Origin of the sequence: Veillonella magna DSM 19857 (assembly GCF_000428745.1) — a bacterium.
GTDB classification, from domain to species: domain Bacteria; phylum Bacillota; class Negativicutes; order Veillonellales; family Veillonellaceae; genus Veillonella_A; species Veillonella_A magna.
In genome coordinates, this window is record NZ_AUAN01000008.1 from 69,351 (window position 1) to 82,367 (window position 13,017).

Genomic DNA, 13,017 nt, shown 5'->3' on the forward strand with positions numbered 1-13,017 from the left:
GCTTTCATGTAAGCATTTTATGTACGCTTTTACATGAGCTGCTTATATAGGCTTTTATGTATGTAGTTTGGTAGTGCCTAACGAGGTTCCTACCTCGGGTAATGACTGCTATGGACTTGGAATGACGGGTTAATAATGAGATAGAAGAGTGAATTTGGTAATGAACATCAACGGTGTTAGCCGTAATGATGTAAGCGTGTAACATATGCGAGGGTGGAGCAACGAATGATACGATTGGAAGATGTGGTGGTTGCCTATGATGAGCGCGTCATACTGGACAAGGTTAATCTAACCATTAATGACGGCGAAACATTGGCAGTGCTTGGCGGAAGCGGTGCCGGGAAAAGTACCATCTTGAAGCTAATTATCGGATTGCAGCGACCTAATGCGGGACATATTTGGGTGGATGATGTGGATATTACTACCTTGACGGAGGACGAGTTTAATCGGGTACGACAAAAGATGGGGATGGTATTCCAGTACTCCGCTTTGTTCGACTCGATGTCAGTCGGCGAAAATGTAGCATTTGGTTTACGACAACATACAGATGCCTCCGAAGCGGATATACAGGCAGCTGTAAAAGAAAAATTAGCTTTAGTCGGTTTACCGGGCACAGAGGCATACATGCCTAATGAGCTGTCCGGCGGGATGAAAAAGCGAATTAGCTTGGCAAGGGCTATTGCACAAAATCCTACCATCGTTTTGTACGATGAACCCACATCGGGGCTGGATCCGATTACATCCGGCACGATTAGTCGTTTAATACGCAGTATGCAGGCTCACTTGCATTGCACCTCTATTGTAGTTACCCATGATATGGAGTCGGCGTTTTATGTAGCCGATCGAGTAGCTCTTCTTCATCAGGGCCATTTCGTGGAGGTGGCACCGACGGAAGAATTTAAACAGTCGAAGAATCCGTTGGTACAGCAATTCATCCATGGTCTTGATATGGTAACGGAAGAAGATGTAGGGGGATTTGTGAAATGAAGTGGACAACAGAAGCTAAGGTGGGGCTGTTTACAGTTATCGGTATCGTCTTGTTTGCTATGTGCATCATTTTTTTGGGACGTATCGAATTGTTCCAGCCGCCGCAAATGCATATTACCGGTGAGTTTAAGTCGGTAAACGGACTCAAGCCGGGCAATCAAGTTAAGTATTCCGGTGTGTCCATCGGGCGCATCAAGGACATGACCGTAACGGATACAGGTGTTACGGTAGCGATGGAGATAAAAGAAGATACCAAGATTCCGGAGGACTCACAGTTTTCCTTAGCCAATGACGGAATTTTAGGCGATAAGTACATACAGGTAACACCGGGGAAATCGCAAACCTATCTTAAGGACGGCGCGACGGTGACCGGTGAAGGTGACAGCGCCATTGACAAGACCATGCAGCAAGCATCGGAGTTGATGAAGGAAGCCAATAAAACGTTGGCCTCCATCAATGCCGTAATCGGTGATAAACAGACGCAAACATCATTGCGCAATATGCTTCGCACCACCGAGGTGATTGCCAATAATACGGCAGCCCTCACGGGACAAATGAATGCGATGCTGTCGGATAATCGCGGCAATGTCAATGAAATGGCGGCGAATATGGTTAAAATTACCAATGATATGGCATCCATTACGAACCAATTCGATTCGTCCATGAAGCAGTTTAACAGTGACGGACAGGCCGGTAATGATATGCGGGCCATCTTGACGAATTTAAAACAAACGACGGAAAGCATTCAGCATATGGCCGGTTCGATGGAAGGTGTTGTAACGGATCCGCAAAGCGCGGCAGATATTAAAGCCACCTTACATAATACGGCTCAGCTATCGACGAAGTTGAATCGGCTCACCGGCGGCGATGTGGTGGATACCGCCACGGGGGAGTCTAAATCCGGAGGCTCGTCTTCGGGAAAAAAGTTCGGACTCCAGGCGCAGACGGGTCTGGAAATGCTCTACAATAATCAAACCGATCGATACAGCCCCAACTTTGAATTTCGTCTCCGTGCCGGTCAATCGGCAGTTAGCTTAGGCGGCACGCATATTGGTGACGGTGGTAATTTAGAACTTACCTATGGTAAGTTTTTGATGGATAAGTGGTTGTTGCGCGGTTGCCTTTTCGATGGCGATGTAGGCATTGGCGTTGATTATGGCTACGGCTCACCGTTTATGATTTCTTTAGCAGCTATGGATCCGAACGATCAAAGGTATCGGATTCGTGGCGAATTTGAACTTTTTGATGATACCTATGCAGTTGCTCAGTTTGTTCGACCGTATAGCGCCGAAAACGGAGGAAACTATTTTGGCATAAAGCGTGTGTTTTAGATAATGGAGGTAATAATCTATGAATACAAAAGCACTTTCCATGGCAGTGGTGCTTTCTCTGGCAACTACCGGCGTATTTGCGGCCGATCAGGCAAAGGACAGTACATTGGCATCCTATCAGGCCAAGGCATTAGCAACGGCGCAGCAGACAGTGGCTGCTAAAATAGCCGATGATGCAGCGATTCCCACACAGGTATCGCTTAACTTGCCGCGCACCATTGATTTGGCATTGCAGAATAACCACAGTGTAAAATCGGCACAGTGGACCTATGAAGCGGCTAAGGCCGGTGTGAGTCAGGCGGCCGCGGCTAAGAACCCGAGTGTTGGGTATGAGTATAATGCTAAAAGATCGAGTGTAAATGGGCAAAATGCGTTACAAAATGGTGCTAGTAAATCCTTTGGCAATCAATTTGCTGTAACGGTTCCTATCTACAGCGCAGCACGTGATGCGGCAGTGGAAGCGGCTCGCTATACCCGTGAAGGTAAAGGTGCTGCCTTGGAAGCACAATATCAAACATCTAAATTGCAGGCAGCTAAGGACTATTACGGATTAATTATGAATCGTAATAAGGTAGATATTGCACAGCAGTCGGTGCGTGATTATGATGCACATTTAACGAATGTTAATCAGCAGTATGCGGTAGGCATTGTAGCTAAGTCTGACGTATTGGCATCGAAGACGTCCTTGGCAGAAGCGCAGACGAACTTGGTAAGTGCAAAAAATGCCGCTGATATTGCGGAATCGACATTGAATAAATACATTGGCTTGCCGGTAGCTACCAAGGTGGAAACGGCCGACAGAGAACTGGGGTATGCGCCGTACAATGTGACATTGGAACAGGCTCGTGCCTATGCGATGCTGCATCGTGCAGAATTGGTAGAAGCCGCTATGGCTGTTAAACAGGCAGAAGAAAATGTAAACAAGGCTAGGGCCGGTCATTTGCCGTCGGTAGATGGGTCCTTATCGAAATCTTGGGGCGGCGATAGCTGGAGTGGTACCGGTGATAGCAACAGCTGGACAATCGGTGCCGGTGTGACATGGAGTATCTGGGACGGCGGTGCTACGAACGAAAGTATCAAAGTACAGAAAGCAAATCTGGAAGCGGCCAAGGAGGCTAATTTAGAACAGATTGATGCTGTCGCTTTACAGGTTCATCAGGCCTACCTTGATATGAAGGCAGCGGAACAGACCATTAACAGTACGCGCGTAGCTGTTGAACAAGGTCAGGAAAACTTCCGTATTGCTACCCTTCGTTATCGTGCCGGCGTGGGCATCAACCTTGATGTACTCGATGCAGAAACGAAGCTTAGCACGGCGCGCAATAATTACGTCGATGCATTGTACAATTATAATATTGCAGTAGCAACCTTGGAACAGGCGATGGGTGTACCGGTAGATACGCCTATCGGTGGTGGTGCTGCTATCGTAGCAAACAGTAATGCGCCACAAGAGTTGGCTAACATGGTAACAAATGAGACTAAGTAGTATGAGATAATAAGCGAATTCACTAGCGGTCTCCTCCCGTCAAGAGCATAGACTCCAGAGGAGGAGACCTTTTTTTATAGTAAGTGAGGTTAGCGGATGAGCAAGAAAAAACGAATCAGCTTGGCCCTGTTGGCAGCCGCCGCACTGACTATCGGAGGCGGTCAGCTACTGAGGCCGGTAGGTGAAACGTATTTAAAGCCGATGATAGAAGAACAATTAAATACAGCTATTAATGGTACGGCGACATATGATTCGTTGGCTATCCAATGGAATGGTACGGTGAAGCTTACCGGTGTTGAAGTAAAGGACAGGAAGCAACAGTCGATTGTGCAGGTACCGTCAATCACTGTGTCCGTATCACCTTGGAAGGCCGTTTCTATGCTTTGGACCGGAGCACCGGCCGCATCGCTTATCAGTGATGTTACGGTAGCTGATGCTAAGCTGCGCATCGTTCAAGAAAGTGAAACGGAATGGAACATCTTGTCGTTAATTCGCTCGGACAAGGAAAGCTCTTCTATGGATTACAGAGGAACGGTGACGGTTAAAAACAGTGAAGTGGATTTACGGCTGGCCAATGGTCGCGAGCTTCCTATTAAAGAGATTAATGGTGCCGTCGATTTTGGTGAGTATCCGACAATGAAGGCCGGGATCAGTGCTGTTGCGGATGGACAAAAAGTAAATTTACGAGGCTCCTACACAGCAAATGAAGCGGCTGACTTCTCGTTGTACATCGATGCACCGAGCATTGCGCTTTCTTATGTAAATGATGTGTTGCCCGCTTCCTTACAAGGCAAGCTTACAGACGGGAAGGCCACCGATATAGCAGCTACCGTACGTCGTGAAGACGGTGTGTATCGCTACAGCGGTGGGCTTACCATTAAGGATGTGGCTATTGATTACGATAGCTATCGACTACGCAATGGTAATGCGCGGATTATGCTTGATGGCAATACCGTCACGATTGCCAACGGTAGGATGGCCGTTAATGATCAGCAGTTGTTTGCCAACGGGGTCATTACGCTGGAGGGTAATACGCCTCATTTTAATTTGCGTGTACAAGGACATGAGCTTGATGTGGCAGCCTTGGCCGATATAGGTGTCACCGGTCGTGTCGGCGGCGAGGTATATGTGCGAGGAACAACGGAAGCACCTGACATATACGGGCGCATAACAGGACGAAATATCGGTTACGATGGATATACGATTACCGAAGCCGGTGCAGATGTTTCGTATAAGGATGGCTTAGTTAAGGCCGAAGAATTTGATGCGGATATCAATGATGGGCATATTACCGGACAGGCGTTATATGATACGACGGATACAAGTTTTGAAGTGCGCGCCAATGCAGTGGCATTGCCGATAGGTATACTCGGTGATATAATCGGACAACCGGTGTATGGCACTGTGTCAGGCGGCGTGTATGCGAAAGGGCAACATACGGATATTACCGCTATGAAGGCTACCTTGCACGGCGAACACGTCGGAACGGGAGAATTGCAATTTGATACGGCCGATGTGCAGCTATCAGGCGGGCAAGGGAATTACATCATTACCTATGCCAATGCTACCTTAGGTGAAGGGGCACTGACTGCTTACGGTACAATTAACGGTAGGGAGCTTACTATTCACGCTAATGGATCAGAATTGCCATTAGCCGCCTTGTCCGGCTATGTGGGTAAGCCTCTGAAAGGGCGCGTTGGCGTATATGCGGACATTACCGGCACGATGGATAATCCTACGGCGCACGGGCATATGGCCGTGCATGATATTTCCGCGGCCGGCATGGACTTTAGCAGTGCCTATGCAGTATTCGATTTGGAAAATCAGCGAGTAACAGTATCGCCTATAGCGCTACAAACTTCGGACGGCGGTGCTTACGTAGGTAATGGCTACGTTGATTTAACCGGTGACAAAGCAATGGACATGATCGTGGAAACGAAAAAGACACGCATCGAAAAAGTAGCCAAGGCAGTAACGGATGTACCTGTTACGGGATGGGTGACGGCGAAAACCCACATAACGGGGACAATGGCTTCGCCTGTGGTGCGCGGCTATGTTCATGCTTGGGACGGATCGATATACGGAAAGCTCTTTACGGATATAAAATTTGCTTACGGTTACGGCCCGCAAGGCGTGCGCATTCATCGCTTTAATGCATCTGCTTACGGTGCTACCATTACCGGTGAAGGCACGGTAAAGGGCAATGCCTTGGATTTTAATTTCCTCGGCGAAACCATTTGGCTGGAACCGTGGTTAAAAGAGTATGCTGATGTACGTGGATACATGACGGCAGAAGGTCATATCGGCGGTACGCTGCAGCATCCGGTATTTCAAGGAAATATAGGTGCCGAACAGGTGGCTATTAACGGCACGCCGGTGACGAATGTGCATGGCGCTATTTATGCGGATCCGACGGTAGTGAATTTTAACGAGGTATCGTTGGATGCCGGTGATGGCGGTCACTTTATGGTTAAAGGCGGCATGTCACTTACCGGCGAGCATCGTCTCTTTGGCTATGCAACGGTAGAAAACAGTAACATTGCCGATTTAGCCAAGCTGATGAAGGCGCCCCTACATAAGACGACGGGATTCTTGCATGGCCGCGTAGATTTTGGCGGTACGATTAAGAATCCGGATATTACCGTCAAAGGATCGGTCAAGGATATTACCGTAGCGGATACGGTGCTGGGAACAGCGGATTTGGATCTATCATTGCAAGATCGTCAGGTAGCCATTAATACGCTTCGCATTCCGGTGCTCAACGGCGTGTTGGCAGCACAGGGCAAAGCCAATCTTGACGGCGAGGCAGATATACAAATTGCCGCAAGCAATGTGCCAATCGAAGCGGTAACACCGGTGACGGGCCAAGCTATTCCTTTGCAAGGTAATTTAAATTTCATTGCTAACGTAACCGGTGAAACGCGAAATCCTAAAGTGGAATTGTCGACGGATGTAACCAATGCTGTCATTAACGGGGTAACCGTAGATCGGACGTATGCATTGGCGACGATGGAAAATAAGACAATTCATATTCAGCAGTTGGTAGGACAGCGCGGCGAATATAAGGTTCGGTTAAGCGGGGATGTACCGCTGGCTGCCTTTTATACATCCGGCTATTTACCGCCGGGTGACAGTAATGCCATGAATCTTACCTTGGATATGAGCGAAGCGGATTTAGCGGTTTTACCGATGATGAGCTCCGCCATCAGTGAAGGGGTAGGCCCTATCAAAGGAAAGCTGGCTATAACCGGTAGCTATGAACAGCCGGAAGTAAAAGGTTCGATCGGTGTGAAGGATGGCTTGGTGCGCATCAAAGGTGTGAAGAAACCGTTGGAAGCGATTAATGCCGTTCTGCGATTTAACGGTCATGCAGCGGAGCTTACGGGATCGGCCACCATGGGTAAAGGATTTATGGGGTTATCCGGTGAATTGGCTTGGCAAGGGACTTCGATTAATCACTACTATGGCTTGGCACAGTTTAATGGTCTGGACGTAGAGTACGGTTATTTCAAAGGACCTTTGAATGGTGAAATCGGCATTACCGAAGCTAATGGTATGCCTACCGTTATGGGGCATGTAGATTTAGAAAATACGACCATGGCCATTCCGTTGGATTTAACTTCCAGTGAAGGCGGCAATCCATTTGGTTTGGATGTCACCATCAATGTGGGTAAACAGGTACAGCTCTATTCGTCGGGGCTCTACGATTTGCGCATCGGCGGTGGTGCTCATATCGGTGGAACGACGGCGTCACCGGATATTGATGGCAGCTTTGAAGTTATCAACGGCACCGTGAAATATTTGAATAATCGATTTAATATCATGGAAGGCAAAGCAACATTTATTCCGGGTAGCTTCTTGCCGAATTTACAGGTGAAGGCATTCGCCAATGTACAGAACTACCGTATTCTGTTACAGGTAGAAGGTCCGGCTACGGAAATGAAGTTGAAATTAGCATCGGAACCGCGCCTGGAAGAACGACAAATTATTTCTCTCTTAACATTTGGTTACAGCGGCGGCAACAACAGTAGTATTAATTCCGATGATGCCAATGCATTGCTTGCAGCCGGTCTTCGATCGGTGGCGCTGGGCTATGTGGAAGGCGCCGTGCGCAATACCTTGGGATTGGATTTAGTTAATATCACTACCGGTTCATTAGATCCTAACGAGCCGACGAATAAGGAAACAAACGGATATTACAATATAGAAATCGGCAAGTATTTATTGCCTAATGTAATGGTAACGGTTAGTCGCGGCATTAATAACGATTTGACATCGTATGGTATACGATACGATATTAATCGTAGCTTTAGCTTGAACGGCTGGCATAATAGTAATTCGCACTCCTATTTTGGCGGAGCATGGCGATATGAATTCTAACGGAGGATGGTAATGTGCTCAGTGACTATATGAGAGAACTGGAAAAAATAAAATTACTGACTCCGGAAGAGGAGCATGAGCTTTGGCGGCGGTATCATGAAGAGGGCGATGAAGAGGCGCGGATGAGTATCATCGAACATTACCAACCATTGGTATTTCGCGAGGCCATGGAGTATCGTCATATGGTGGCGGATGTAATGGACTGTGTACAGGAAGGTACGGTAGGTTTGATGGAGGCCATAGAGCGGTATGATGTGACGAAGGGTGTTGCGTTTTCGCTCTATGCGGTGCACCGCATACGAGGGCGCATTGTGGATTTTCTTCGCAAAGAAGGTCGTTCCGGTGTTGTACTCGGCGGGTCGCCGGATGAAGAGGAATATTGGTGGGAACGCCTTCCCGATGAGGGACCTTCTACGGAAGCAACCGTTGAGGAGCGCGCCTACCAAGGCCTTGTTACGGAAGCGCTGGCCAAGCTTCCCGCGCAAGAACGTCGTGTCATGGAAGAAATTTACATAGCGGACAGAGCCGTAGGAGAGGTTGCCGGAGATATGGAGACCAGTCATAGTTATATTTACCGCCTTCATCGGCAAGGAATAAAACGATTGCGCGGTATATTATCTCGCACACGAAAAGCATGGCGTGAATAATCGGCGAAAATAGGTGAAATTAAAAGAAATACTTAATGTAATGTGTATCATATGCTATAATGATAAAGATTTAATACTAAATTCGTTGTTCAAAAAAGGAGAGCTTCCTACGATTGTATAAGCATGAAGGGAGGCACCTATGAAGAGTACTGAAAGACCTATTGAAAAACGAATTCACACGGCTAAGTCGTGGCTTGATAAGGCTGAACGGTCATATGCGGATGATTCTTCCATGAAGGGTGAATTGCAGCTGATGTTGGCTAAAGCAGAGTTGCAGCATTTAAGTGAGAAGAAACGATCACCGTACATGCGTTTATCGAAATGGAGCATAGCAGTCGGTGTGTGCTTACTCATCATAGGAGGCACCTGGACGATACGATTCGTTGAATCGGAGACAGCGGCGGAATCTAAACCGCCGACAGCATCGACAGTGACTGAACAAAGGTCGCCGGTTGTTGTGGAGAAACCGATACAAAAGGAGGTTGAAGACAAGGGTACTGCAACCGATGAGAAAGCAGTACACTCTTCCGTAGAACAAGCGGTTCAGGAAAAAACAGCGCGCAATGATGTGGTAGCCGAACCGGTGCAACCGGTTGTAGTGAATGATTCATTGCCGCAGAGGACGGAACGTGCTCAGACCGTGAGTACGGCACAAATTAAGCAAGCTATCCGCGAAGGTGAACGAAGCTTGCGCGGTAAATAACCAATAAAACGACATTTAGTTTGGGAGGATGGAGAATGAAACGAAGCAGAGCCTACAAGAAATTTTTAGCGGTCGCTGTATTGACGGCCATGGGCAGTACGAGCGTATGGGCTGCCGATGCACAAACGCAAACGAATGCAGTGCCGGATTTGACCACGCAAAATACAGCGGTTAGCGAAGCGCAGGCCCAGCAGACAAAAGAAATGACGCCGAAGGAAAAAGCGGCGGCCGAACGTGATGCACAAGCGGCAGAAGCGATTGCGCGTGCACGCGGCGGTATAGAAGAAGCGGCTAAGGCCGATGAGAAAGCAGCTACCCAAAAACGATTGGATAACTCCTCCTTGGCAACTAAAGATAAGGCCGTATTGACGGTAGCTAAGGGCGAAGGCGCCAAATTGGAAGAACAGCAGGCAGCCGGTGTACAAACGGAAATTGCTACACCGGAAGCCAGATACTATTCGGCAGTACAGGACAGTGACATTGCCCCATTCGTAGGACAGACCGTATCGGGTATTGCTATCGAAGGCATTCCGGCAGAAGCGCAGGAACAATATAGCCAGGTATTGGTGACAAAAATCGGTGACACTTTGACGGCAGACGGCGTTAAAGCGGATATTGCGGCTATCGGTGGTACCGGCGTATTTTCCGAAGTAAATCCGGTGTTTACGAAGGTGCCGGAAGGCGTGAAGGTTGCTTATAAGGTAACGGTGAACCCGGTAATTAAGAAGATTAATTTTGAAGGTAACACGGTGTACTCCACGGAATCTTTGGTGGACTATCTTCATGTACAGCCCGGAACCGTATTGAATACGGTAGCCGTCGGTGAACGCATTCAAGGGATTAACGCGGCTTACCAGCGCGATGGCTATATGTTGGCACGGGTAAAGGATATTGCTGTTGCTGAAGATGGTACGTTGACGGTGTATATTACGGAAGGTATTGTTGACGACATTACGGTTCACGGTAATAAAAAGACGAAGGATTATGTAATTCTTCGTGAAATGAATCAGAAGAAAGGTCAGCCGTTTAATAAATTCCTCGTACGTCGTTCGGTAGAAAAAGTATACAACTTAGGCTTCTTCGATGATGTTAACGTACGCCTTTTGGAAGGTAAAACGCCGGATAGTGTTGTTATTGAAGTCGATGTGCTAGAACATAAGACGGGGACGATTACTTTGGGTGCCGGTTATTCCGATTCCGATGGTCTGATTGGTATCGTCGAACTCGGTGAAGATAATCTGCGCGGTACCGGTGATAAGATTAAGGTACACTGGGAAATCGGTGGTACGGCGAAGTATAAAAACTATTCCGTATCGTATTTGCGTCCGTGGATTGATGATAAAGCCACTTCGTTGGGCGTAAGTATTTTTGACCGCGAAGACTCTTACACAGATTATGATGCCCATGGTAATGATGTGTCGGAATATGTAAAGGGACAGAAAGGGTTTAATGTTTCCTTAGGTCGCCAAACCGGTGAGTATACCCGTGATTATGTAACTATGGAAACCCGCAAAGATGAATGGATTTCTGAAGATGGTGAGATGAGCGGATTTAACTATTCGAAGGGTGAAGGTCATTGGCAGGTAGGTGGAGATAGCGGCGATAACCCAAGAGATTTTGTAAAGGATAATTACATTGATAACAACTTCGGTCGTACCAACAGTATCGCATGGCAGAAGACCTACGACTCCCGCGATAATGTATACGATCCGACGCGTGGTAGACGAATCTCCTCCACTATTCAGTGGGCAGGTCACGGTCTTGGCGGTGACTTTGACTTCTACAAATTTACCGGTGAATATCGTAGCTACAAAAAAGTGGGCAGCAAACAGGTATTGGCATTCCGCGCTCGCGTAGGTTGGGCGCAAGGGGATGTGCCGTATAGCATGCTGTACACATTAGGTGGTGCTGATAGCCTTCGTGGATATGAAGATGATCAGTTCCGCGGCAAGAAGATGTACAGCGCTAGCTTGGAATACCGCTTCCCGATTTGGAATAAAGTATCCGGCGTAGTATTCACCGATGTGGGTGATGCTTGGGATGCACCGCATGTAACCTGGTATGATGATGATAAATCGTTTAATGCTTCGGTGGGTGCCGGTATTCGCGTAACTACACCTATCGGACCGATTCGTCTCGACTATGGTATCGGTAAGGATGATAAAAAATTCCATTTTAGCTTTGGTGGACAATTCTAAGTATGAAAATAAAGGCATTATGTATAGGAGTGGCGGCTATGTGTATAGCCGCCATACCCACGTACACGATGGCCGAAACTATACATCGCGTTCATGTTACTATAGAACCGGCGGGAGGCAGTATACCCTCCGGGGTCATGAAGCGTATGCAAGCAGGAATTCAAGCGGCGGCCGAACATATTTATGTGGGGAAAGATAGCCATGTGATTACGTCTCAGTCAGAGTCATACCGGCAAATTACAACAGACATTGTGGATCGCATATTGTACGGATATAATGTGCGGCAGCTGACCGTGGCACCCGGGTCGACAACAGAGTTACATTTGAGTCTTGCTCCGTATGGAAATACGGTTACGTCGGTTACAACGACCGTCGAATATGGTACGCTTTCATCGGAAGCGAGGCAGCTGGTGAAGCGTGATATGGATGGTATTGATGCGCGGGCTGAGCAATTATTACTCGGCTTGCCGTTGGATTCGCTGGACTGGGCATCGACAGTGGCGCAGCAGACAATACGTGATGAATTAGCCGGTCGATTACCGGAATTTGCCGTGCAAACGGTAGTACATCCCGGTGTAGAGACGCAGGTAACGATATATGTGATTCCGCAAGGGGCGGCCGTGCGGAAAGGTCATGCTGAAGTTGTGTCAAATACATTGCCGGCGGCGGTGTTTTGGTCTACTAAGCGTGAATTTGATCAATATGCGGAAGCGATGGTAGGTATGCCGGTAGCATTTGTTGCCCGTCATGTACCGGATATAAACGAAGAGCTGCAGATGAAATTAAATCGTAGTCGGGCAGTGACAAAGTTCGGTATTTCCATGGCGCCAAAGGTGCAGGCTGGCGAGGATGTAACGGTAGTAATCACTGCCGACTCATCGCGGTATATTGCTCGCGGTGAAGCCTATCTCGATGCGGGCAGAAGTGAGAAAAATGTAGGGCTTCGCCTATATGCCGGTGTGCGACAAGGCAAAGGCAGTTGGTATGTGGAGGCCGACTTTTATCCGGAGGATTATAGTTGGGACATCTTCCCTTCATATAAATATGCTATAACTGAGGACACAGCTCTTACGTATCAGTATAATATAAGTGATAGTGCGGGCCGTTTGCGTTTGGATCAAGCGCTGGGCGGACGTTGGAACGCGCGTCTGCAACACGATTTTAAGCCGAATCGCAATGAGCTGGGCGTGTCCTATGATGTGCACAGCTATTTAACGCTTGAATACGTATGGGCAGAGCATGATAATTGGCTTCGTGTTATCGGCCGTATATAACAAAGAAAGAA

8 protein-coding genes are annotated in these 13,017 nt (G+C 47.8%); all 8 read left to right on the forward strand.

Annotation, left to right across the window (positions count from 1 at the left end; all coding sequences use genetic code 11):
• The first annotated feature begins 225 nt into the window (after window positions 1–225).
• The 8 genes from G344_RS0103790 to G344_RS0103825 all read left to right on the forward strand — a co-directional run bounded on the left by G344_RS0103790 (window position 226) and on the right by G344_RS0103825 (window position 13,006).
• On the forward strand, window positions 226–987 hold the full coding sequence (locus G344_RS0103790; protein WP_028255034.1) for an ABC transporter ATP-binding protein: 762 nt from the start codon (window positions 226–228) through the stop codon (window positions 985–987).
• Complete coding sequence (locus G344_RS0103795) at window positions 984–2,318, forward strand: MlaD family protein (protein ID WP_028255035.1); 1,335 nt, start codon at window positions 984–986, stop codon at window positions 2,316–2,318. Before G344_RS0103790 ends, G344_RS0103795 begins: the two co-directional genes overlap by 4 nt.
• 19 nt (window positions 2,319–2,337) lie before the next feature.
• Window positions 2,338–3,804, forward strand: coding sequence for a TolC family protein (locus G344_RS0103800; protein WP_028255036.1), 1,467 nt, complete (start codon window positions 2,338–2,340; stop codon window positions 3,802–3,804).
• Window positions 3,805–3,900: 96 nt separating this feature from the next.
• Entirely contained in the window at window positions 3,901–8,184 is a 4,284-nt protein-coding gene (locus G344_RS0103805; protein ID WP_028255037.1) for a translocation/assembly module TamB domain-containing protein, read from the forward strand.
• Window positions 8,185–8,198: 14 nt separating this feature from the next.
• A complete protein-coding gene (locus G344_RS0103810; RefSeq protein ID WP_028255038.1) occupies window positions 8,199–8,831 on the forward strand; it encodes a sigma-70 family RNA polymerase sigma factor in 633 nt (210 codons plus the stop codon).
• A gap of 139 nt (window positions 8,832–8,970) precedes the next feature.
• Window positions 8,971–9,534, forward strand: a complete 564-nt coding sequence (locus G344_RS0103815; RefSeq protein ID WP_028255039.1) for a hypothetical protein — start codon at window positions 8,971–8,973, stop codon at window positions 9,532–9,534.
• A gap of 35 nt (window positions 9,535–9,569) precedes the next feature.
• Entirely contained in the window at window positions 9,570–11,732 is a 2,163-nt protein-coding gene (locus tag G344_RS0103820; RefSeq protein ID WP_028255040.1) for a BamA/OMP85 family outer membrane protein, read from the forward strand.
• 38 nt (window positions 11,733–11,770) lie between these two features.
• The gene (locus G344_RS0103825) at window positions 11,771–13,006 is read left to right on the forward strand and encodes a TonB-dependent receptor (RefSeq protein ID WP_028255041.1); all 1,236 of its coding nucleotides are present in this window, start codon (window positions 11,771–11,773) and stop codon (window positions 13,004–13,006) included.
• Window positions 13,007–13,017: the final 11 nt, after the last annotated feature.

What these genes read in the sequence shown, in the direction of transcription:
- G344_RS0103815 (WP_028255039.1), top strand. Translation starts at nt 8,971, where the DNA reads ATGAAGAGTACTGAAAGACCTATTGAAAAACGAATTCACACGGCTAAG.
- G344_RS0103800 (WP_028255036.1), top strand. Translation starts at nt 2,338, where the DNA reads ATGAATACAAAAGCACTTTCCATGGCAGTGGTGCTTTCTCTGGCAACT.
- G344_RS0103805 (WP_028255037.1), top strand. Translation starts at nt 3,901, where the DNA reads ATGAGCAAGAAAAAACGAATCAGCTTGGCCCTGTTGGCAGCCGCCGCA.
- G344_RS0103825 (WP_028255041.1), top strand. Translation starts at nt 11,771, where the DNA reads ATGTGTATAGCCGCCATACCCACGTACACGATGGCCGAAACTATACAT.
- G344_RS0103795 (WP_028255035.1), top strand. Translation starts at nt 984, where the DNA reads ATGAAGTGGACAACAGAAGCTAAGGTGGGGCTGTTTACAGTTATCGGT.
- G344_RS0103790 (WP_028255034.1), top strand. Translation starts at nt 226, where the DNA reads ATGATACGATTGGAAGATGTGGTGGTTGCCTATGATGAGCGCGTCATA.
- G344_RS0103820 (WP_028255040.1), top strand. Translation starts at nt 9,570, where the DNA reads ATGAAACGAAGCAGAGCCTACAAGAAATTTTTAGCGGTCGCTGTATTG.